This is a genomic window from Streptomyces atratus, from assembly GCF_040655115.1.
GTDB classification, from domain to species: Bacteria; Actinomycetota; Actinomycetes; order Streptomycetales; family Streptomycetaceae; genus Streptomyces; species Streptomyces atratus_D.
Map to the genome: position 1 here is coordinate 1 of NZ_JBFAJH010000022.1, position 21841 is coordinate 21841.

Consider the following 21841-nt stretch of genomic DNA (forward strand, 5'->3'; position numbering starts at 1 on the left):
GCTGACCGCCCGCCGCGGCCCGCTCAGAGCACTGGTCGCCGTCGAACACTCGATCATCACTGCGATCTGGCACATGCTCACCGACAACGTCGCCTACCAGGAACTCGGCGGCACCTACTTCACCCAACGCGACCCGGAACGTGCCACCCGCCGGGCAATCAATCAGCTCAACCAACTCGGCTACACCGTCACCCTCAACCCCAGGGAGACCGCGGCCTGACCGGCAGACCAAGACACCCGGCAGCCCTCAACGGCCACCGGGCACCCAGCCCTGCCCCCACCCGCCCTGACCTGCTGCTATTTACGCGTCAGAGGTCCTTTGTGTCGGGCTCGCCCCGAACGCCATCGGGTACGCGGAAGCCGATGCCCTTTCCGCAGGTCAGGATTGGTATACGGGGCTCCCGAGTTGCCTCCGCCGCCATAGACCTGGCTGATCGCGATGTCCGGCGAGGCCGCGTAGGCGGCGCTGCCGGACGGTGCCGGCAGACCACCGACGACGGCTGCGGTACCCGCAACCGCCGTGCAACGGCGCAACGTTCTTCTCCCTGGCTGCATTGGATTCCTCCCCAGCTGCAGGCGATACCGACGCGGGGAACTTTGGCAGCGGAAGTCGTACCTACGCGCGTCAACCCGTCAGCGTCCGGTGAACAAATGCGTAAGCGGAAGACGTCGGTTGCCCGTGGCCGCAGGCGCCGCCGAACCGTACGCCGCTGCCGGGGGCTGTGCCGGCACCCTGCGGCCACCTCCGCCCCAGTCCCGGGCTGGTGTGTCCAGGGCGGCCGCGGCGGAGCGACCAGATCGGAGGCGAATGCATCGGCGGGCCCCCCAGCAAGGCGACGTCAAGCACCGCCGATGCTTCTCCCGTCTCCCTGCCACCGCAGCCGACTTGACCAACCCACGTCCCGCCTGCAGCCTGCCGCGGACCTGGGAAACAGCGAGAGTCGAGAAGCTCGGCAACCGCTCGCTGTTCCCGGGCTCTGGCAAGTCAGCCGGCCGGGGTCACGCTCGCCTCGTACGTCAAGATCTCGGTGCCGTTGCCCTCCTCGCCGTTGTCGGGGGCAGCCCACATCGTGATCTTGTCACCGTCGGCTGCCAGCTTGAGGGGGTTGCGGGTGGCCACGTGGCCGGCGGTCGACCACCGCTGGAAGGGCACCTCGTGCAGAACTTCGTGGCTGCGCAGGTCGATCAGTGCCATGCCACCGAGTTCGTAGACGGCGCCGGCTCCGCCCGCGGCCGGCGTCTGGGGCAGGTTCGTGACGCCGCCGCAGAGCATCTTGCGGTCCGGGACGTACTGGCAGTCCTGGTAGTCGACGAAGTGCTGGGGGTTGTCCCAACCGGCGATCTGCCGCCCCTGCCCGTTCCACTCGTAGAAGCGGCGCGAGCCCCAGTTGTTGCCGATGAGGTGACCGGTGACCTCGTCGCGGACAATGCCGCCGATGTGGTCCTTCACCTCGAACTCCTTGTGGACATCGAGGGTCTTGAGATCGATGCGGTAGATGATGGAGCTGCTGTTGGGACGGTACTGGGCCACGGGCACCCACACCGAGCTCCCGTCGGAGTCGATGCCACCGGGGTGGTACATGTCCCCCTCGCCCAGGATGATGTCCCGCTGCAGGTGTCCCTCGCGGTCCATCACGAACACGTGGCCGATCCCGCGACCGGGAGTGCGGTCGTACCCACCCTGCGGGGTGGGGTACTTCTGCGTGGGCTCGATGATCTGGACCGCGGACAGGAAGATGTGGCCTCCCGCCTGAACCATCCCCTCGGTGTGGTATGTCGGGAAGTCGATCTTCAGCTTGCCGGTGAGCTGCCAGTTGGTGTTGCGATCGACCGCGTCGAAGGCACGTACCAGGGCGCTGTCCTGCGCACCCGCAGCCGCGACTGCGCGCGTCGCGGGCGAGGTGGTGTTGTGGGTCGCGTTGGCCGCGACTGCCACGCCCCCGGCGGCGAGCAATGCGGACAGCGCTGCAGTGGCAGTAATACGGCCCATCATCGTGTTCTTCATGTCCACCCTTGATGTTTTGTGTGCCCCTGAGAACGCAGTGACCATATGGGGACCAAGTGAACCCGCAAAACAGGTGCGGATAACGGGTGGCGAAATGACGGGCCGCCTGACGCGCGCCACCGGGGGTCCAGGCGGTCCCGCGAAATCGAAGCCGTGCGACCACTGCATCACCGGCCTGTTCTCACGCAGCGGCACTCACCGCCGCCGATTGACCGAGGCGGTCGTGGCACGGCTGGGCGTGCGGGTGAACTACGGACGAATTCTGGCTTTTCCTCTGGTCAGGAGTCGGTCAGGAACGCGGCTGCGGCCCTGCGGCCTGCCTAGGATCATCTGCGCCGCCTCATTCGTACGACTCCCAGGAGGCCCGGCGTGCCCGAAGCCGCAGTCGGCACCGAATCCGGTCCCATACTGCCCCCGCCCTCGCCCGGTCCCGCCCGGCGGCGCACCGCGCTGCTCGCAGCCGGCGCCCTGGCCGCCGCGGCAGCGGTGACAGCGGGGGTGCTGGCCGCCGGTGACTCCGGCGGGGGCCGACCTCAGGCGAGTACGGCCGACGGCCTGCGGCACACCACCGTCGAGGTCACGCCCGCCGGCTGCGGCCGCGGCTGGACCCGCCCCGAACCCGGCCGCCAGGTCTTCGACCTGCGCAACACCTCCAGCACACCGGCCGAGGTGTACTTGACCAGTCCGAAGACGGGCGCGGTCTACGGTGAGGTCGAAGGACTCGCCCCGGGCACCGTCCGCCCGCTCCGGGTGAGCCTCGGCAACGGCACGTACGCCTTCAAGTGCCTGCCCGACGACGCGGACGCCGTCACCGGCCCCACCGTCCGGATCACCGGCGGGACCATGCACAGCGGCCCGGCCGCCGTCCCGGTGACCGAGCAGGACCTCATCCCTCCCACGCTCGCCTACCAGAAGTGGATCCAGGCCGGCACCGTCGAACTGGTCAAGAAGACCGACGTACTGCGTGACGCCGTCGACCGCGGCGACCTCGCAGCCGCCCGCGCCGCCTGGCTGCCCGCACACCTGGTGTACGAGCGGATGGGCGCCGCCTACGGCACCTTCGGCGACGCCGACAAGGTGATCAACGGCACCATTGCCGGGCTGTCCAGCGGCGTGCACGATGCGGACTTTGCCGGTTTCCACCGGGTCGAGTACGGGCTGTGGCACGGCGAGTCGGCGAGCAGTCTGCGTGGCCCGGCCGACCGGCTCGCCAAGGCCGTACACACGCTGCGCGACAGCTGGCCCACCCAGCGGATGGATCCGGCCGACGTCGGTCTGCGGGCGCACGAAATCCTGGAGAACACCGTGCAGTTCGAGCTGACCGGCCGTACCGACTACGGCAGCGGCACCAACCTGGCCACCGCCCGCGCCAACCTCGACGGCACCCGGGTGCTGCTCGGGTATCTGCGTCCGCTGCTGAAAACCCGCGAGACGGAGCTTGCCGACCTCGGCTCGTGGCTGGACCGCACACAGCACACCCTCGACCGTTTCGACCACGACGGCCGCTGGACGCCACCGGATCAACTGCCCCGCGCCCAGCGGGAGAAGGTCGACGCCGACCTGGGCGATCTGGTCGAGCGGCTCGCCGACGTGGCCGCCCTCACGGACGTACGGAGGACGGCGTGAAGCGCGTGAACGAGGTCGGGCGCCGGGGCTTCCTGGCGAGCGCCGCGGCCGTGGCCGGCGCGGGACTCGTGGCCGCCCACCGCGGTGCCGCCTCCGCTGCACCGACCCGCGAGGACGCGCGCGTGCGCTTCCAGGGCCGCCACCAGGCCGGCATCACCACTACGGCGCAGCGCGCCACGGCGTTCGTGTCCTTCGACGCCACCGCCGAGAACCGCAGCGAACTCGCCGACCTGCTGCGCACGCTCACCGACCGGGCCCGCTTCCTCACCGACGGCGGCAGCCCGGACGAGCTGGGCATCACCGCCCCGCCCACCGACTCCGGCACCCTCGGCCCCACCGTCCCCGCCGACGCGCTGACCGTCACGGTCGGCGTCGGCGCCTCCCTCTTCGACGACCGCTACGGCCTCGCCAGCCGCAGACCCCGTCGGCTCACCGCCATGCCGTCCTTCCCCGACGACGACCTCGACGCCGCCTGGTGCCACGGCGACGTGAGCGTGCAGTTCTGCGCCGACAGCCCGGACACCGTGCTGCACGCTCTGCGGGATGTCACCCGGCACACCCGCGGCGGCATGCAGGTGCGCTGGCGGATGGACGGCTTCGTCAGCCCGCCCCGCCCCTCCGGCACCCCGCGCAACCACATGGGCTTCAAGGACGGCATCGCCAACCCCGACGTCCGCGACACCCGAGCGATGGACCGTCTGGTGTGGGTGGGCAAGGGCGGTGGCGAGCCCGACTGGGCGACCGGCGGCAGCTACCAGGTCGTACGCCTCATCCGGATGCTGGTGGAGTTCTGGGACCGGGTCTCCATCACCGAGCAGGAACGGATGTTCGGCCGCGCCCGCGACACCGGCGCACCCCTGGACGGACGCCACGAGACCGACACCCCCAACTACCCTCAGGACCCCAAGGGCGACGTCATCCCGCTGGACAGCCACATCCGCCTCGCCAACCCGCGCACCACCGCCACCGACGAGCAACGCATCCTGCGCCGCGGCTACAACTACGACCGGGGCATGGACAGCAACGGCAACCTCGACATGGGCCTGCTGTTCTGCAGCTACCAGCAGGACGTGGCACGGCAGTTCGAGACCGTGCAGAAACGGCTGGCCGGCGAACCGCTGGTCGACTACATCACCCCGTTCGGCGGCGGCTACTTCTTCGCCCTGCCCGGCGTAGGGGAGACATCCGACTGGCTGGGACGCGGCCTGCTGACCTGATCCCGCCCGCCGAAACCGGTCAAGAGCAGGCCAAAAGACCATGAGAATCTCCTGACCGAACATTCGCTCGCCCGTCATTGCCGCTCCCCCGCCCCGCCGACACCATGGCCCAGGATCCAGCCGTAGATGCCATGACCACCGATGTCGTGGCAGCGGAACTCAGTGCTCCCGGAAGGCATGACAGCATGATCGGCACAGAAAGTACCCCAGGCGCGCGGCGCCGGTTGACCCGCGTGGGCGCCCTGCTCGGCGCCGCCGCCCTAGCAACGGCGATCGGCGCCGTCCCCGCGGTGGCGTCCTCCGCGCACCGCAGCACCGACACCGCGACGCCGATCAAGCACGTGGTGGTGATCTACGACGAGAACGTCTCGTTCGACCACTACTTCGCCACCTACCCCCAGGCCTCCAACACCGACGGCACCACTTTCAAGGCCGCCAAGGACACCCCGAAGGCCGACAACCTGCTCAACGCCGGGCTGCTGGCGAAGAACCCGAACCTGTACGCGCCCAAGCGGCTGGCCAGTTCGCAGGCCATGACCTGCGACCAGAACCACTCCTACGGCGCCGAGCAGTACGCGGCGAACGGCGGCAAGGCCGACAAATACGTCGAGAACACCGAAGTCAACAAGTGCAGCGGGCTCTTCGGCGAGCCCGGCCTGGTGATGGACTACTACGACGGCAACACCGTCACCGGCCTGTGGAACTACGCCCAGCAGTACGCGCTCAACGACAGGTCGTACAGCTCGGTCTTCGGCCCCTCCACGCCCGGCGCGCTCAACCTCATCTCCGGCCAGACCCACGGCGTCATCTCCGTCGACCCGGCCTCCGGCACCGAGAACCCGAAGCAGACGACGACCCCGGACTCGTCCACCGTGCTCTCCCCCGACGCCAAAGGCGTGGGCACGGTGATCAACGACCCGGACCCGGCCTACGACGACTGCTCGGACAAGGACCACACCAGCACCAGCGCGCTCGCGGCCATGCACGGCAAGAACATCGGTGACCTGCTCAACGCCAAGGACGTGAGCTGGGGCTGGTTCCAGGGCGGCTTCCGCCCCAGCACCGCCTGGACGGGCAAGAGCGGCGACTACGCCAAATGCGGCGGCACCACCCACACCAACGTCGGCGGCGCGGCGGTGGAGGACTACAGCCCGCACCACTCGCCGTTCGAGTACTACAAGTCGACGTCCAACCCGCACCACCTGGCCCCGAAGAGCATCAGCGAGATCGGCCACAACGGGCAGGCCAACCACAACTACGACCTCACCGACTTCGACGCCGCCCTCAAGACCGGAAACCTCCCGGCCGTGAGCTTCCTGAAGGCCGCCGAGTACCAGGACGGCCACGCCGGCTACTCCGACCCGACCGACGAGCAGCACTTCCTGGTCAAGGAGATCAACGCGCTGCAGCAGTCCCCGCAGTGGAAGTCCACCGCGGTCGTGGTCGCCTACGACGACTCCGACGGCTGGTACGACCACGCCACCTCGAAGGTGCTGAACGGCTCCACGGACTCCACCCTCGGCTCCAACGGCAAGGCCCTCGACAGCGCCGCCTGCCAGTCCGGCCCGGCCGCCGCGGGCGGCTACGCGGACCGCTGCGGCCCCGGCACCCGGCAGCCGCTGCTGGTCATCTCCCCCTACAGCAAGGTCAACAAGGTCGACCACACCGCCACCGAGCAGGCGTCCATCACCCAGTTCATCGAGAACAACTGGCACACCGGCCGCATCGGCGACGCCTCCTTCGACCAGCGCTCCGGCACGCTGACCAACATGTTCGACTTCCGGCACCCCAACAACAAGCAGGTACTGCTGAATTCGGACGGCTCGGTCGAGTCGGTCAAGAAGATCCCGCATTACGCCCGCACGGCCACGTCCGCGTCCGACCTGGCCGCGTACACCCAGGACCTCGCCGCGCAGAACGTCGCCTACACCGGTTCCAGCTCCACGAGCCTGCCGATCGCCATCGCCGTCGGCATCCTCACCGCCGGCGCGGCAACCACCGCGTTCGCCCTGCACCGACGCAGGACGCGCACGGCAGCATGAGCGCGGCCGGGTAGCGCCCGGCTGATTCCCGACAATCGCTCACCCTGATGGCAGCGCCCTGGCACGAGGATGTTCGTCAGGTCGGGTTGGCGCTGTGGTGGCGTGCACGGCCGGCGGAGCAGGACATCGACCGTGCACGCCGCCCGCGTTTCGAACGCTCCCGCCGCGCTCCGCTCAGAGCACAGGATCCTGCGCCTGAACGCCGTTGAGATATGCCAACTTCTGTCTGTGCTCTGGAGGGTGGCGCTACCCTGGGTGGGGGACGGTATACAGGGTGACATGATGACAGGCGCGACGCGTGCTCTCTTAATCGAGGTCGGCTCCTACTCTCAGCCCGCTCTGGTCTGCCGCCCGGGGCTGAACGCAATGTCAGCGCGTTACAGGAGGCCCTGACCGACCCGCTGATCGGCGGGCTCTCGCCGGATCTGTGCCGCACCGTCCGGCCCGCAGCAGACAGCAGCGTGCTGCGCCACATGATGGAACCGTCCGCAGGTGACGATGGTCTGATCGTCTACTGGACGGGGCATGCCACCCTCGCTGCCGACGGCTCACTCTACTTAGCTCTTCCCAGCTCACGCTCCGGAGACCTGCACACATGGGTGCCGGCACGTCAGGTGACCCACGCGATGACAGCCGGCCGCGGCGGTGCGGCAGACCGGCTGTTGATCGTGGACGCCTGCTTTTCCTCCTCCACGGAAATCGTCTCGGGACACTACGACGGACTGATCCGGCGCGCGGTCGAGCGGCTGTCGCGCAACGGAGTAGCCGTGCTGTCGTCCATGGGCACCACTCCGCCCGGATTTGCGGCCAACAGCCACGGCCTTTAGGTCTTCACGCGCCAGCTGATTGCGCAGCTGCAGGCCGGAGCTGACGCTCCACCCGACGAGCTGAGCCTGGAGACACTGCACCCCCGGTGCTGCTGATCACCTCCGAACACGACCCCGTCACACTCGTCGAGGCCCGGCAGCTCGGCAGCAGCTGCCCGGCTCGCGCCTGGTCACGCTCCACGACGACTACTCGCACGGCGTCTTCGCCAGCCGGGGCAACGCGTGCGTGGACAGCGCAGCCGCCGCGTATCTGGTCGACGGGAACGCCCCGGTGACGGATGTGCACTGCGTCGGGCCTGGCCTGCATTAGAAATGGAATCCATTTTCATGTAGCGTCTGCGTCGCGCCGCCCAGAGAGGACCTGAACCACCATGGCTGTACCCAAGCGGAAGATGTCCCGCAGCAACACCCGTCACCGCCGCGCTCAGTGGAAGGCGATCACGCCGCAGCTCGTGCCGATCACGGTCGACGGCGTCGCCCATCTGGCGCCGCAGCGGCTGGCCAAAGCGTACGAGCGCGGTCTGCTGCGCCCCGAAGGCTGACGGGCATGGCCGAACGACTGCCCGTCACCGTCCTGTCCGGCTTCCTCGGAGCGGGCAAGACCGCTCTGCTCAACCATGTTCTGAGCAACCGCGAGGGCCTGCGCGTCGCGGTCATCGTCAATGACATGAGCGAGATCAACATCGACGCCGCACTGGTGCGCGGCGGCGAGGCCGCCCTGTCGCGGACCGAGGAACGCCTGGTCGAGATGACCAACGGGTGCATCTGCTGCACCCTGCGCGACGACCTGCTCGAGGAGGTCGACCGTCTCGCCCGCGAGGGCCGCTTCGACTACCTCCTCATCGAGTCCAGCGGGATCTCCGAACCGATGCCCGTCGCAGCGACCTTCGCCTTCCCCCGCGATGACGGCGCCACGCTCGGCGATCTGGCCCGGCTGGACACCATGGTCACGGTCGTCGACGCCGCGAACTTCCTGCCGGAACTGGAGGGCGGCGACGGACTCGAAGAACGCGGACTTGACCAATACCAGGACGACGAGCGCACCGTCAGCGATCTGCTGATGGACCAGATCGAGTTCGCCGACGTCATCGTCGTCAACAAGCTTGACCTCGTTGATGCGACGAGCGGCGAACGGCTGCGCGCAGCCCTCACTCGTCTCAACCCGGCGGCCCGGATCGTGGCCGCCACCCGCGGGCGCGTGGAACTCGGCGATGTTCTCGGTACCGGGCTGTTCGACCTGGAGCGTGCACAGCAGGCCCCCGGCTGGGTCATGGAACTCAACGGCGATCACGTGCCGGAGACCGAGGAGTACGGCATCTCCAGCACGGTCTTCCGCTCCGAGGCGCCGTTCCACCCGGGCCGCCTGTGGACGTTCGTCACGGAGGGACTCGACAGCGGCCGCTTCGGACAGATCCTGCGCTCCAAGGGGTTCTTCTGGCTCGCCGGCCGCCCCAACGTGACCGGCCTGTGGTCACAGGCCGGCTCCGTCGCCCGCTTCGAACCCTCCGGTGCCAGGGACACGGACAGCGCACAGGGCCAGGAACTGGTCTTCATCGGCACCAGCCTGCGCACCGAGGCGCTTCAGGCCGCCGTGGCCGACTGCCTCATGAACGATGGCGAAAGCTTCCCGGCCGTCGATCCGTTCCCCGCGTGGGACACCTACGGCGTCGACGACGCCTGCGAGCACGAGCACCCCGAACTCGTACCGCAGATATGAGGACTCCGGGTTGGGCAGTGGTCGCAGCCACGGCACTGCCCAACCCGGTATGCCCGTCATCGCCGGACTCACGGCACACGAGGGCGGTGAACTGCCATGCCGACTCGACCATGTGTCCGACGATGGCAAGCATCAACCAACCTCCGGGATGAGCGGATCCCCCGGTTATCGTGATGCCTCACGCGCACAACCGGAGCAGACGTGAACGAGGCGGATGGATTGGTGAAAGACCTGCGGGTCAACACCAGCAGACAGCCCGGGACAGGCACCAGCCCGGATCGCCCCGCGCCGACGTCCATCCTTGCCGCAGGCGCTGCCTCGGCACTGGTCATCGGCGGGCTCGCCTGGGTCGCGGGAGCGGCGGATTGACTGTCTCACCCCGGCTTCCGTGCGTGGCAGACCGTCTGTGTGGCCATCACCGTTCAGGCCCTTCCGTTCCTCATCCTGGGCACACTGATCTCCGGAGCGGTCAACGCCTTCGTACGGGCGCATGCGTTCAGTAAGGCGCTCCCACGCAACCCCGTCCTCGCGGTGCCGGTGGCGAGCGCGGCCGGGATCGTTCTGCCGGGCTGTGAGTGCGCCTCGGTGCCCGCGGCCGGGAGCCTGATCCGGCAGGGGGTGACACCGGCTGCCGCTTTCGCGTTCCTCCTGTCCGCTCCGGCCGTGAACCCGATCGTGCTAACCGCGATCGCCGTTGCCTTCCCGGGCAAGCCGGAGATGGTGGCTGCCCGGCTCATCGCCTCACTTGTCGTCTCCGCCGCGATGGGCTGGCTGTGGCTGAGGCTCGGGCGTTCGGAGTGGTTGCGGATGCCCACCCGGCTCCTTGTGTCCTGCTGTGCGGCCGACTCGCAGTCGTTGACCGTAACGATGCACGGTGTGAAAGCATCACGTGCCGACACCTGGGTGAAAGTTACGGGTACCTGGCACCCACGCGGCGCCCTGGGCACCACCTCCGCAGCCCTGGCACTGGACATCGCAACCATCCAGAGAATCCCTGAGCCGCCCATCCCGTACATCGACGGGGCCCCACCCGTCGACTGAAAGCTCGATACCGCAAGGCGACGGCCTTCCGTGCGGTGGACGACCCGTCGGCCTGCTCGCCAGCGCCGGGGGATCCATGAACCCCCGTCCTCGCTGCTCCACAACACCAGCAGCATCGCTGTCGTCGGCAACTCGGCCCGGCTGGTCAACCACACCCCGCATCTGCCCCGCACGACCGACGAAGGGCTGAGGGGGGCTCCTCTGGAAGACCGTCGGGTGCGTTGACGCCCGCCCACACGGACAAGCGACCTGCGGCGGCCACCTGCCGCGAGATCTGAACCGTGGCCGGACACGCCCTCATCCACGTGCGAGCCGACGGGCTGCCGGCCGTGACTCCGCCGAGTCACGGCCGGCAGTTCATCCGCCGCGAGGGCGGGAGGTCACCAGGACGACTTGGTGACTCCGGGGAGGAATCCGGCGTGGGCCTGCTCGCGCATACGGACGCGGGACAGCCCGAACTGCCGCAGGTGTCCCCGGGGCCGCCCGTCCACGCTGTCCCGGTTTCGTACCCGGGTCGCGCTGGCATCGCGTGGCTGCCGCCGAAGCTCCGCCAGAGCAGCAGCCCGCTCCGACTCCGGGGTGCCCGGGCAGCGGATGATCTCCTTCAGTTCGGCCCGCCGGGCCGCGTACCGCTCGACGATTGCCTTGCGCTTCTCGTTCTTCGCGATCTTGCTCTGCTTGGCCATCAGACCTTCACCCCGCGGGCGCGGATACGAGCCACGGCCGCCTCGATACCGATGCTGTCGATCGTCTTGATCGCCTTGGCGCTGAGCGTCAGGCGTACATGCCTGCCCTCGCTCGGCAGCCAGTACCGCTTGCGCTGGATGTTGGGGTCGAAGCGCCGGGACGTACGCCGGTGCGAGTGGGAGATGTTGTTGCCGAAGCCCGGCTGGGCGTCGGTCAGTTGGCAGTGGGCGGACAAGGTGTTACCTGCCTCTCTTCAGACGGCTTCCTTTTGAACATGGAAACCATTGTCATATACTAGCCCCCATGGCCCGCAACGAAGTACGCCCGATCATCAAGCTCCGCTCCACCGCAGGGACCGGCTACACCTACGTCACCCGCAAGAACCGGCGGAACGATCCGGACCGCATGGTCCTGCGCAAGTTCGACCCGATCGCCCGCAAGCACGTCGACTTCCGCGAAGAACGCTGACCCCACCACCCCCGCACTGAAGGACCACACCATGAAGCCCGGAATCCACCCCCCGTACCGCCCCGTCGTCTTCCGCGACAAGGCCGCCAACTCCGCCTTCCTCACCCGCTCCACCGCCACCAGCGACAAGACCATCGAGTGGGAGGACGGCAACGCCTACCCCGTCATCGACGTCGAGATCTCGAACGCGAGCCACCCCTTCTACACCGGCACCGCCCGCGTCCTGGACACCGCCGGCCGCGTCGAGCGATTCGAGCGCCGTTACGGCCGGCGCGAGGCGAAGTGATGCAGAGCAAGCCCCGACTGCCCGTCGTGATCGTCGGCGGGCTCCACTCCGACGCCCGCAAGGAAGTCGTCGACCGCCTCCTGGGCACCGTCCCCGGCAGCGTCGCCCTCCACCACGACCTGGCCACAGCGGCCGAAGGCACCCTGCGGCGCCTGGTGCGCGACTCCTCGGGCCAGCTGTCGCACGGCGATGCCCCGCTCGTCAACGACTGCGCCTGCTGCGCGCTGCGCGAAGACCTGGTCCCCGAGTTGGAGCGCCTGGCCGCCGACGGTCTGACCCGGCTCGCGATCGTCGAACTGTGGGACTCCGTCGAACCCAAGGCGATGGCAGAGGTCGTCGTCGCGCACGGCGGAGACGCCCTCGATCTCACCAATGTGATGACCGCCGTCGACCCCGCGCTCGTGCTGCCCTACCTCGCCAACGGCGACGACCTGGCCGAGGCCGGTCTCGCCGCTGCCGCCACCGACCAGCGCACGGTCGGCGACACCTGGGCCCGGCAGTTGGAGTACGCGCCCGTGCTCGCTCTCGTCGACAGCGAAGACGCCGACGACGAGGACCGCGCACTCCTTGCCCAGCTCCACCCGACCGCCCGCCGGGTGCCCGCCGGATCAGGTGAACTCGCCCAACTGGCCTTCGCCGGTTTCGACGTGGAAGCGGCGGCCGCCGCCCAGCACCCGGCCTGCGCCCTGCTCCCCCAGGAGGCGGACGAAGCGGGAGTCGCCACCCTGGTCTGGCACCGCCGCCGCCCCTTCCACCCCGAACGCCTCTACCAGGCACTGGAAGACCTCTGCTGCAGTGCCGCCCGCAGCCGCGGCCGGTTCTGGCTCGCCGACCGCCCCGACACCCTGCTCGCCTGGGACGCCGCAGGCGGCGCGCTGTGCGTGGAGAACGCCGGGCCCTGGCTGGCCTCCCTGCCGGACGCTGCATGGGACATGGTGCCCCCCATCCGCCGAGCCGCCGCCGCACTGGACTGGCACCCCGAGCACGGCGACTGCTGCCAGCACCTCGTCTTCACCTCACCCGGCCTTGACCGCGACGGCCTGGCGCAGCTTCTCGAGTCCTGCCTGCTCACCGACGACGAGTACGCCGCCGGCCCCGAGGCGTGGAAGCACCTGCCGGCCGCGTTCGACTCCCTCCTCGATCCCGTCCCATAACCCCGGCACCACACACCCGTCCGAAGTCAGCACCGAAACAGGAGCACACCCATGGCCCGCCGCAACGACCCCCGCAAGCCGCAAAAGCCCCGCCCCAACCCCCTGGACACGGCCAGGATCACGTACATCGACTACAAGGACACCGACCTGCTGAGGAGGTTCATCTCCGACCGCGGCAAGATCCGCAGCCGCCGCGTCACCCACGTCACCGCCCAGCAGCAGCGGCAGATCGCCGCAGCAATCAAGAACGCCCGGGAGATGGCGCTCCTGCCATACGCTGCCCGCGCCAGCGCGCAGTAAGTCGGCGATGCTGCGCGACAGGGTGGTCTTGCCAGAGCCTGAAGGGCCGAGGACGGCGGCCAGGAGCTGCAGGGGACGGTGAGACCCTGCGACGCGAACCGCGACGAGGCCGGTGGAGCTGCGCTCTGGGGACATCACCAGCGGTGTCTGCGAATAGGACGGCCGCAGTGCCCACCGGCCGCGCGACGGTCTTGGGGGCTACGAGAGGGTCGGTTTGCCCTGAATGGGCAGCCTGAAGGCGTAGGCGGCACCCCTCTACGGACGAAGCCCGGGGCGCGCATATCGCGCTCGCCGATATCGCCACAACCCGGACAGTAGACGAGCGCTTTACTGATCGACAACCCGCGGAGCAGCGGCCTCCAGACCTGCCTGACCGGCAGCTAATCGCATATGACGACCCATCAGACCGAGCGTCACGAGCGTCGTTTCAGCGTCAAGATATCGCCTGTAACGCACACACCGCACATAATGCGCACCCACAAAACCGCAGGTCAGGCACCCTTCTCCGCAGGCTCCAGAATCGCCACGCACTCCACGTGATGCGTCATCGGGAACAGATCGAACGCCCGCAGCGTCCGCACCTTGTAGCCGCCCTCCCGGAAGTACGCCAGGTCGCGTGCGAGTGCCGCCGGGTCGCAGGCGACGTAGGCGATGCGGCGGGCGCCGAGGCCCACGAGGTGCTTCACCGTCTGCTTGCCCGCGCCCGCGCGCGGCGGGTCGAGGACGATCAGGTCGCACTCGGTGATGCCGGTGCGGGGCAGGATCTGTTCGACCTTGCCGTGCTCGATGCGGACCCGGTCGAGGTCCTGGAGGTTGTGGCGGGCGTCCTCCACAGCGCGCTTGCCGGACTCGATGCCGAGCACCGCGCCCTTCTCGCCGATGCGCTGGCCGAGGGCGCCGGCGAACAGGCCGACACCGCAGTACAGGTCGAGGGCGGTGTCGCCCTTGCGGGGCAGCAGGCCCTGCATGACAGCGCGGACCAGGGTGTTGGCGGCCTGCGGGTGGACCTGCCAGAAGCCGCCGGAGCCGACGCGGTACGTGCGGTCGTCGGCACGTTCGCGGACGAAGCCTCGGCCGTGGACCCGGTGGATGCCGCCATCGCGTTCGTCGACGCGCAGGACCGAGACCGGCTTGTCGAGCTCGACGAGGGGCAGCCGGGCGCCGGGCTTCGGGGTGAGGATCACCTGGCGGTCGTGGGAGCCGGTGGCGGTGATGGCTTCCACCGAGGCCATGCCCGTCCAGTCGCGCTTCTCGATGCCGAGTTCGGAGACTCCGGGCGTCGCGATCATGCAGTGCTCGATCGGCTCGACGTCGTGCGAGCGGTGCTTGCGCAGTCCGGCCCGGCCGTTCTCGTCGATGGCGTACTGGACGCGGGTGCGCCACGCGGGCACCTCGCCCTTGGGAAGCTTGTCGCCCTCGGCCGGCATGACGGTGCCGTCCCAGCCCGCCTCCTCGGGGGTGAGACCCGCGAGGCGCTGAAGCTGTTCGGCGATGACCTCGCCCTTGAGCCGCCGCTGGGCGCCCGGCTTGGCGTGCTGCCAGTCGCAGCCGCCGCACTTGCCGGGGCCGGCGTACGGGCAGGGGGCGTCGACGCGGTCCTTGGACGGTTCGATGATCGTGACGGCGTCGGCCCGCAGGAAGCGGGAGTCCTTCTCGCCGTCGGTGACCCGTGCGACGACCTTCTCGCCGGGGAGGGTATGCCGTACGAAGAGGACCCGACCCTCCGAGGTACGGGCGATGCAGTGGCCGCCGTGCGCGACGGGGCCCACCTCGACCTCGTACTCCGTGCCGATCAGGGAGTCCCCGGTCTGCGAGTCCTCGGCCGGCGACGAGGTGGATTCGTTCTGCATGAGGGGGTGGCTCCAGAGATCAAAGGAAAACGGCCGGACAACAACCCACGAGTCTACGTGGGTGGCGTCCGACCGCTTACCACACGGCGGGCACGGAGCGTCAACTCTTGTTGCTGGGCTCCTTGGCCCTTCGTTCCACAGGACCCCGGCGCACCGAACCCGGAGCGTTCCAGTCCGCGCGCTTCCTGGCGCGCTTCTTCGCGGCCTCGGAAGACTCCAGCTGGTACGGGACGGACGTCACCATGACACCGGGCGTGAACAGCAGCCGCCCCTTGAGGCGCAGGGCGCTCTGGTTGTGCAGCAGATGCTCGTACCAGTGGCCGACCACGTACTCCGGGATGTAGACGCTGATCACATCGCGCGGGCTCTCCCGGCGCAGGCTCTTCACGTAGTCGATGACCGGGCGGGTCACCTCGCGGTACGGGGAGTCGAGGATCTTCAGCGGGATGTTGATGCCGCGCCGCTCCCAGTCATCCTTGAGCGCCTTCGTCTCGGCCGGGTCGACGCTGATGGAGAGCGCCTCCAGCTGGTCGGAGCGGATCAGCTTGGCGTACGCGAGCGCGCGCAGCGTGGGCCGGTGCAGCTTGGAGACCAGGACGATGGAGTGGACCCGGGAGGGCTTCATGCTGTCGTCGGACGGGGCCTCGTCGGCGGAGATCTCCTCGGCGACGCGGTCGTAGTGCCTGCGGATCGCGGTCATCGTCCCGTAGAAGATCACCATGCCGAGCAGCGCCACCCAGGCGCCGTGGGTGAACTTCGTGGCGAGGACGACGACGAGCACCAGGCCGGTGAAGAAGGCGCCGAAGGTGTTGATCGCCCGGGAGCGGATCATGTGGCGGCGCTTGGCCGGGTCCTTCTCGGTGCGCAGATGGCGGTTCCAGTGCCGCACCATGCCGGTCTGGCTGAGGGTGAAGGAGACGAACACACCGACGATGTAGAGCTGGATCAACCGGGTGGAGTCGGCTCCGTAGACCCAGGTGAGCAGGATGGCCGCGCCGGCCAGCAGCACGATGCCGTTGGAGAAGGCGAGCCGGTCGCCGCGGGTGTGGAGCTGGCGCGGCAGGTAGCGGTCCTGGGCGAGGATCGAGCCGAGGAGCGGGAAGCCGTTGTACGCGGTGTTGGCGGCCAGGAAGAGCACGAGCGCGGTGGCTCCGGCGAGGATGATGAAGAAGAACGATCCGTCGCCGAAGACGGCGGCCGCCACCTGGGAGATCACCGGGTCCTGGACGAAACTCGAACCGACGGCGACGCCGTTGTGGATCAGGTCCGTCGCCGGGTTCTCCGCCATCTTCACATCGGTGGCCATGGCCAGGGCGATGATGCCGCAGAACATGGTGACGGCCAGCAGGCCCATCATCGCGAGGGTGGTCGCGGCGTTCTTGCTCTTCGGCTTGCGGAAGGCGGGGACGCCGTTGCTGATCGCCTCGACGCCGGTCAGCGCCGCACAGCCGGAGGAGAACGCCCGCAGCAGCAGGAAGACGAGGGCGAAGCCGGCCAGGCCCTGGTGCTCGGGCCTGATCTCGTAGTCCGAGGTCGGGGCGTGCATGGTCTCGCCGAGGACCAGACCGCGGAACGCACCCCAGGCGATCATGACGAAGACGCCCGCCACGAAGAGGTAGGTGGGAATGGCGAAGAGCTTGCCGGACTCCTTGACGCCCCGCAGGTTCATCAGCGTCAGCAGCACGATGGCCCCGATGGCGCAGAGCGTCTTGTGCTCGACGACGAACGGGATCGCGGAGCCGAGGTTCTCCACACCGGAGGCGATCGACACCGCGACGGTCAGGACGTAGTCGACCAGCAGGGCGCTGGCGACGGTCAGACCTGCCTTGGGGCCGAGGTTGGTGGTGGCGACCTCGTAGTCGCCGCCACCGCTCGGGTAGGCGTGCACGTTCTGCCGGTACGAGGCGACGACCGTGAACATCAGGACCACGACAGCGGCCGCGATCCATGGGCTGAAGCGGTACGCCGACACGCCCGCGATGGACAGCACCAGGAGAACTTCTCCCGGTGCGTACGCCACCGAGGACAGCGGGTCGGATGCGAAGACAGGGAGGGCGATGCGCTTGGGGAGGAGTGTTTCCCCCAGCTTGTCGCTGCGCAGCGCCCGGCCGATCAGGATCCGTTTGGGCACGTCGGTCAGTTTGGACACGCAGAGGATCGTAAGCGCTCCGTAAGAAGGCCGCCCACGCACCACCCCCGTGGCCCCGCAATCTCCTGCACATAGCCGAGAACGCCACGAAATCCTTAACGGAATCCTTGCACTCGCGGCCTACGAGAACAACGCACTGTAACCGTTCAGTGCCGGTTGGCCACCGAGATGGGCGTAGAGGACGGTGGCGTTCCGGTCGATCTCGCCGCGCGCCACGAGGTCGACGGTGGCAGCCATCGACTTCCCCTCGTAGACGGGGTCGGTGATCATGCCCTCGGTGCGGGCGGCCAGCCGCATGGCGTCGAGGGTGGTGTCGTCGGGTATGCCGTACGTCCCCGCGTGGTACCGCTCGTCCAGTTCGATGTCGTCGACGGTGAGTTCCCGCCGTACGCCGATGAGCTGCGCGGTGTCGGCGGCGATCCTGGCGATCTGGTCACGGGTACGGGCGGGCTCGGCGGAGGCGTCGACGCCCAGGACGCGGCGGGGGCGGCCTCCCGCCTCCTCGATGGCGGCGAAGCCCGCGACCATGCCGGCCTGGGTGGATCCGGTCACCGAGCAGACGACGACCGTGTCGAAGAAGACGCCGAGCTCGCGTTCCTGCTCGGCCACCTCGTACGCCCAGCCCGCGAAGCCGAGTCCGCCGAGCGGATGGTCGGAGGCACCGGCCGGGATGGCGTACGGACGCCCCCCGCCCTCCTCGACCTGGCGCAGCGCCTGCTCCCAGCTGTCCTTGACGCCGATGCCGAACCCGGCGCGCACCAGGCGGACATCGGCGCCCGCGAGGCGGCTGATCAGGATATTGCCGACCTTGTCGTAGACGGCGTCGGGCCACTCCACCCAGCTCTCCTGGATGAGTACGCACTTCAGGCCCGCGCGCGCCGCGACCGCCGCCACCTGACGGGTGTGGTTGGACTGCACGCCGCCGATCGAGACGAGTGTGTCGCAGCCCTTCGCCAAGGCGTCGGCGACGAGGTATTCGAGCTTGCGGGTCTTGTTGCCGCCGTATGCGATGCCGGAGTTGCAGTCCTCACGTTTGGCCCAGACCGCCGCGCCGCCGAGGTGGGCAGTGAGGCGGTCGAGGCGGTGCACGGGCGAGGGGCCGAAGAGGAGCGGATAGCGGGCGTACGAGGAGAGGGAGGCGGCGGAGGTGGTCATGGGGCTCCTGACGTCATGGGTGGCGGGTTCGGCGGGCTTCTGCGGTTCCTGCGGTTCCTGCGGTTCCTGCGGTTCCTGCGGTTCCTGCGGTCAGCCGGTCAGGTCGCGTCGGCCGAGGTCTCGTCGGCCGAGGTCGCGTCGGCTGGTTCGTCGTCGGCGCGTTCGTCAGCCAGTTCTTCGAGGGCGCGCCAGATCTCCGCGGTGATCCGGACGGCGGCTTCCGCATCGCGCTCCGCGCACGCCTCGATCAGCCGGTCGTGCAGTCCGGCCGAACCGTGCGCAGCACTCTCCGTGCCGAACTGCCGCCATTCCAGGCGCCGGATCAGCGGCGTGTAACGCTCGACGGTGGCGGCGACCGCGCGGTTGCCGCAGGCGGTGACGAGGACGTCGTGCAGCTCGTCGTCGGCGCGCAGCGCGCCCGCGACGTCACCGCCCCGGGTCGCGGCCCGGAAGCGGTCGTTCGCCGCGCGCATCGCGGTGATGTCCACGTCGGTGAGCAGGGGCACAGCGGTACGGGCGGCCAGTTCCTGCATGGCGCGCACGACGGCGGCAGCGTCGCGTACGTCGCGCGGAACGAGCTGCGTCACCCGCGTATAGCTCTGCGGCTTGCTCTCGACGAGGCCTTCGCCGGTGAGCCGGGACAGCGCGTCGCGGACCGGGGCGCGGGAGAGTCCGAGCCGTTCGGCGAGGTCCGCGTCGCGCACGGACGCGCCGGGCGGGATCTCGCCACGGACGATGGCGTCGCGGATGACCCCGTACGCGGTATCCCGCAGCAGAGTCCGTTGGACGGGCCGGAGAGTTTCCATGAAGTGACATGTTAGATGTCTTTGCCCGCGGGACTCAAGGGTGCGGACGCCGGGCCCGATGTCATGTGCTGTGCACAACGGCCGGTGCCCGGCGACGGGCGCCGCGCACCCGGCGTTCCGCTTTGCCACCCCTTTGCAGGCACCGCCACGGTGAAAGCACACTCGAATGGGGCGCCGCGTCCGTGGCCGCATAAGCTCATCCCGGGCAACGCCGAGAAACGTTGCCCCGTTGTTTGCCCGGCAAGCTGAGGAAAGAGTGTGAGCAGGGTGTTTTCGCAGGTCAGCCGGACGACCAGGACTGCGAGGTAGGCGCAAGGTGCACATCGTCATCATGGGCTGCGGGCGAGTAGGAGCCGCTCTCGCGCAGACCCTGGAGCAGCAGGGGCACACAGTCGCCGTGATCGACCAGGACCCCACGTCGTTCCGACGCCTCGGGTCCGGATTCGGCGGACGGCGGGTCACCGGCGTCGGTTTCGACCAGGACACCCTCCGTGAGGCGGGGATCGAGGAAGCCGGTGCGTTCGCCGCGGTGAGCAGCGGCGACAACTCGAACATCATCGCCGCCCGGGTGGCCCGCGAGATGTTCGGCATCGAGAACGTCGCGGCGCGGATCTACGACCCGCGGCGCGCCGAGGTCTACCAGCGCCTCGGCATCCCCACGGTCGCCACTGTGCGCTGGACCGCGGACCAGATGCTGCGGCGGCTGCTGCCGTCGGGTGCCGAGCCCCTGTGGCGCGACCCGAGCGGTGGTGTTCAGCTCGCCGAGGTGCACACCACGCCGTCGTGGATCGGGCACAAGATCAGCACGCTGCAGGAGGAGACGGGCGTCCGCGTGGCGTTCCTCACCCGACTGGGCGAAGCCATACTGCCTTCGTCGCAGACGGTGCTGCAGGAGGGCGATCTCGTCCACGTGATGATGCGTACGGACGAGATCGCGAAGGTCGAGGCGGCCTTCGCCGAGGGTCCTGAGGAGGGCGGTCACTGATGCGTGTAGCGATTGCCGGGGCCGGCGCGGTGGGCCGTTCCATCGCGGGCGAGCTGCTGGAGAACGGCCACGAGGTACTGCTCGTGGACAAGGCGCCGACCGCCATCTCGGTGGAGCGGGTGCCGATGGCCGAGTGGCTGCTCGCGGACGCCTGCGAGATCACCTCGCTGGACGAGGCGGCGCTCCAACGGTGCAATGTCGTGATCGCCGCGACCGGCGACGACAAGGTGAACCTGGTCGTCTCGCTGCTGGCCAAGACGGAGTACGGCGTGCCGCGGGTCGTCGCCCGGGTCAACAACCCGAAGAACGAGTGGCTGTTCAACGAGTCATGGGGCGTCGATGTCGCGGTCTCCACCCCGCGTCTGATGTCCGCGCTGGTCGAGGAGGCGGTGAGCGTCGGCGATCTGGTGCGGCTGCTGCGCTTCAGCCACGGCGACGCCAACCTGGTCGAACTGACGCTGCCCCCGGAGTCGGCGCTGGCCGGTACCCAGGTCGGCGATGTGGCGTGGCCGGAGGACACCTCGCTGGTCACCATCATCCGCGGTACGCGGGTGCTGACGCCGAGCTCCGAGGAGACGCTGGAGGCCGGTGACGAACTGCTGTTCGTGGCCGCCCAGGCGCGCGAGGAGCAGTTGGAGGACCTGCTCTCGGTCCGTCGCGAGATCAGCGGAGGCTGACGGCCGTCGTCCCGCGTCCCTGTACGCCGGAGGGGCCTGGAACCGTACGGAACGGTTCCAGGCCCCTTCGGCTGTCGTCGGCCGGGTCAGGCCTCGGGGTGACGGACGGCCGCGGCGGCTTCCGCCTTGCGGGCCTTCTCGGCCTCCTCCTCCGCCTCCATCTCGGCGAAGACGTCGATCGGCGGCGGCGCCTTCGCGAGGAAGACCCAGGTCAGATACACCGCGAGCAGGAAAGGCGGGATCTTCAGGGCGACCAGGACCCAGCCGAGCTGAGCGGTGTCGGCCCACCAGTAGAGCGGGAAGAGGATCGCGCACTTGGCGAGCAGGATCAGCCCCCAGGCCCAGCTGGCCTTGGCGTACGCCTTCTTGCGGCCGGGGTTCCTGGTGCGCCAGGAGAGGTTCTCCTTGAAGACCGGGCCCAGTATCAGGCCGATCAGCGGCACCCCTGCGAGGGTCGTGACGAGGTACGCGAGGGCCAGGCCCAGCGTGTAGAGCATCCCGGGCAGGTAGAAGTCCTTGGCGTTGCCCGTCATCATCGCGAACACCACGCCGAAGGCGACGCCGAAGACCCCGCTGAAGGCGTGCTTGACGGTGTCCCTGCGGATCAGCCGTACGACGACGAGGACCAGGGAGACGACCAGCGCCGCGATGGCCGAGACGTGCAGGTTCTTGTCGATGGTGAAGATCGTGACGAAGAGCAGCCCGGGAAGGACTGTCTCCACCATCCCCCGGATGCCGCCGAACGCCTCGAAGAGCGCTGCTTCGGTGACCGCCTTGGCGTCGGCCTCCTGCTGGGCGGTCGGGTTGGTGCGGTCCGTGTCGGACGTCGGCTTGTCGAGAGACGTCACC

General features: G+C 69.0%; 23 protein-coding genes and 2 pseudogenes. 17 read left to right on the forward strand and 8 right to left on the reverse strand.

Annotation, left to right across the window (positions count from 1 at the left end):
* A pseudogene (locus AB0I23_RS22910) lies at positions 1 to 220 on the forward strand (IS110 family transposase); the annotation flags it as partial.
* Between the two features lie 765 nt (positions 221 to 985).
* Here the strand turns inward: AB0I23_RS22910 and AB0I23_RS22915 are convergent.
* Positions 986 to 2005 carry a DUF6454 family protein gene (locus AB0I23_RS22915; protein WP_359111795.1) on the reverse strand — a complete coding sequence of 340 codons (1020 nt, stop codon included), beginning with the start codon at positions 2003 to 2005 and terminating at the stop codon, positions 986 to 988.
* 369 nt (positions 2006 to 2374) lie between these two features.
* On the opposite strand from AB0I23_RS22915, the gene AB0I23_RS22920 reads away from it, so the two are divergent.
* The 10 genes and pseudogenes from AB0I23_RS22920 (at position 2375) to AB0I23_RS41760 (ending at position 10475) form a co-directional block, all read left to right on the forward strand.
* The gene (locus tag AB0I23_RS22920) at positions 2375 to 3631 is read left to right on the forward strand and encodes an EfeM/EfeO family lipoprotein (RefSeq protein ID WP_359111797.1); all 1257 of its coding nucleotides are present in this window, start codon (positions 2375 to 2377) and stop codon (positions 3629 to 3631) included.
* Positions 3628 to 4848 carry an iron uptake transporter deferrochelatase/peroxidase subunit gene (gene efeB / locus AB0I23_RS22925; protein WP_359111799.1) on the forward strand — a complete coding sequence of 407 codons (1221 nt, stop codon included), beginning with the start codon at positions 3628 to 3630 and terminating at the stop codon, positions 4846 to 4848. Before AB0I23_RS22920 ends, efeB begins: the two co-directional genes overlap by 4 nt.
* Before the next feature lie 185 nt (positions 4849 to 5033).
* A complete protein-coding gene (locus AB0I23_RS22930) occupies positions 5034 to 6890 on the forward strand; it encodes a phospholipase C (RefSeq protein ID WP_359111801.1) in 1857 nt (618 codons plus the stop codon).
* Positions 6891 to 7351: 461 nt separating this feature from the next.
* On the forward strand, positions 7352 to 7717 hold the full coding sequence (locus AB0I23_RS22935) for a hypothetical protein (RefSeq protein ID WP_359111803.1): 366 nt from the start codon (positions 7352 to 7354) through the stop codon (positions 7715 to 7717).
* A gap of 166 nt (positions 7718 to 7883) precedes the next feature.
* Positions 7884 to 8027, forward strand: coding sequence for an alpha/beta hydrolase (locus AB0I23_RS22940; RefSeq protein ID WP_359111922.1), 144 nt, complete (start codon positions 7884 to 7886; stop codon positions 8025 to 8027).
* A gap of 61 nt (positions 8028 to 8088) precedes the next feature.
* Positions 8089 to 8259, forward strand: coding sequence for a 50S ribosomal protein L32 (gene rpmF, locus AB0I23_RS22945; RefSeq protein WP_359111805.1), 171 nt, complete (start codon positions 8089 to 8091; stop codon positions 8257 to 8259).
* 5 nt (positions 8260 to 8264) lie between these two features.
* Positions 8265 to 9434 (forward strand): GTP-binding protein, encoded by a 1170-nt coding sequence (locus AB0I23_RS22950; protein ID WP_359111806.1) that lies wholly within the window; start codon positions 8265 to 8267, stop codon positions 9432 to 9434.
* 201 nt (positions 9435 to 9635) lie between these two features.
* On the forward strand, positions 9636 to 9803 hold the full coding sequence (locus tag AB0I23_RS22955; protein ID WP_359111808.1) for a hypothetical protein: 168 nt from the start codon (positions 9636 to 9638) through the stop codon (positions 9801 to 9803).
* Positions 9804 to 10253, forward strand: a pseudogene (locus AB0I23_RS41755) (permease); the annotation flags it as partial.
* Positions 10242 to 10475, forward strand: a complete 234-nt coding sequence (locus tag AB0I23_RS41760) for a TIGR03943 family putative permease subunit (RefSeq protein ID WP_436846986.1) — start codon at positions 10242 to 10244, stop codon at positions 10473 to 10475. The pseudogene AB0I23_RS41755 and the gene AB0I23_RS41760, both read left to right, overlap by 12 nt.
* 380 nt (positions 10476 to 10855) lie before the next feature.
* Here the strand turns inward: AB0I23_RS41760 and rpsN are convergent, their stop codons facing one another.
* On the reverse strand, positions 10856 to 11161 hold the full coding sequence (rpsN, locus tag AB0I23_RS22965; RefSeq protein WP_359111812.1) for a 30S ribosomal protein S14: 306 nt from the start codon (positions 11159 to 11161) through the stop codon (positions 10856 to 10858).
* The gene (gene rpmB / locus AB0I23_RS22970; RefSeq protein ID WP_359111814.1) at positions 11161 to 11397 is read right to left on the reverse strand and encodes a 50S ribosomal protein L28; all 237 of its coding nucleotides are present in this window, start codon (positions 11395 to 11397) and stop codon (positions 11161 to 11163) included. Before rpmB ends, rpsN begins: the two co-directional genes overlap by 1 nt.
* Positions 11398 to 11465: 68 nt before the next feature.
* On the opposite strand from rpmB, the gene rpmG reads away from it, so the two are divergent.
* Genes rpmG through rpsR form a run of 4 tightly spaced genes read left to right on the forward strand, consistent with a single transcriptional unit; the run spans position 11466 to position 13370 of the window.
* The gene (gene rpmG, locus AB0I23_RS22975; protein WP_134028780.1) at positions 11466 to 11630 is read left to right on the forward strand and encodes a 50S ribosomal protein L33; all 165 of its coding nucleotides are present in this window, start codon (positions 11466 to 11468) and stop codon (positions 11628 to 11630) included.
* Between the two features lie 31 nt (positions 11631 to 11661).
* Complete coding sequence (locus tag AB0I23_RS22980; RefSeq protein ID WP_359111816.1) at positions 11662 to 11916, forward strand: type B 50S ribosomal protein L31; 255 nt, start codon at positions 11662 to 11664, stop codon at positions 11914 to 11916.
* Positions 11916 to 13070: a CobW family GTP-binding protein gene (locus AB0I23_RS22985; protein WP_359111817.1), complete on the forward strand. Its 1155-nt coding sequence runs from the start codon at positions 11916 to 11918 to the stop codon at positions 13068 to 13070. Before AB0I23_RS22980 ends, AB0I23_RS22985 begins: the two co-directional genes overlap by 1 nt.
* 51 nt (positions 13071 to 13121) lie before the next feature.
* Positions 13122 to 13370, forward strand: a complete 249-nt coding sequence (gene rpsR / locus AB0I23_RS22990; protein WP_359111819.1) for a 30S ribosomal protein S18 — start codon at positions 13122 to 13124, stop codon at positions 13368 to 13370.
* A 491-nt stretch (positions 13371 to 13861) separates the two neighbouring features.
* On the opposite strand, the gene AB0I23_RS22995 is transcribed toward rpsR, so the two are convergent.
* From AB0I23_RS22995 to AB0I23_RS23010, 4 genes are all read right to left on the reverse strand, one after another.
* Entirely contained in the window at positions 13862 to 15220 is a 1359-nt protein-coding gene (locus tag AB0I23_RS22995) for a class I SAM-dependent RNA methyltransferase (RefSeq protein WP_359111820.1), read from the reverse strand.
* A gap of 100 nt (positions 15221 to 15320) precedes the next feature.
* On the reverse strand, positions 15321 to 17369 hold the full coding sequence (locus AB0I23_RS23000) for an APC family permease (RefSeq protein ID WP_359111822.1): 2049 nt from the start codon (positions 17367 to 17369) through the stop codon (positions 15321 to 15323).
* 120 nt (positions 17370 to 17489) lie between these two features.
* Positions 17490 to 18524 (reverse strand): 1-aminocyclopropane-1-carboxylate deaminase, encoded by a 1035-nt coding sequence (locus AB0I23_RS23005; protein WP_359111824.1) that lies wholly within the window; start codon positions 18522 to 18524, stop codon positions 17490 to 17492.
* 98 nt (positions 18525 to 18622) lie between these two features.
* Entirely contained in the window at positions 18623 to 19330 is a 708-nt protein-coding gene (locus AB0I23_RS23010; RefSeq protein ID WP_359111825.1) for a GntR family transcriptional regulator, read from the reverse strand.
* A gap of 316 nt (positions 19331 to 19646) precedes the next feature.
* Between AB0I23_RS23010 and AB0I23_RS23015 the strand changes: the two genes are divergently transcribed.
* Positions 19647 to 20315 (forward strand): potassium channel family protein, encoded by a 669-nt coding sequence (locus tag AB0I23_RS23015; protein ID WP_037701201.1) that lies wholly within the window; start codon positions 19647 to 19649, stop codon positions 20313 to 20315.
* Positions 20315 to 20992, forward strand: a complete 678-nt coding sequence (locus AB0I23_RS23020; protein ID WP_037701202.1) for a potassium channel family protein — start codon at positions 20315 to 20317, stop codon at positions 20990 to 20992. Before AB0I23_RS23015 ends, AB0I23_RS23020 begins: the two co-directional genes overlap by 1 nt.
* An 86-nt stretch (positions 20993 to 21078) precedes the next feature.
* On the opposite strand, the gene AB0I23_RS23025 is transcribed toward AB0I23_RS23020, so the two are convergent.
* A complete protein-coding gene (locus AB0I23_RS23025) occupies positions 21079 to 21840 on the reverse strand; it encodes a DUF3159 domain-containing protein (protein ID WP_037701203.1) in 762 nt (253 codons plus the stop codon).
* Between the last annotated feature and the right edge of the window lies 1 nt (position 21841).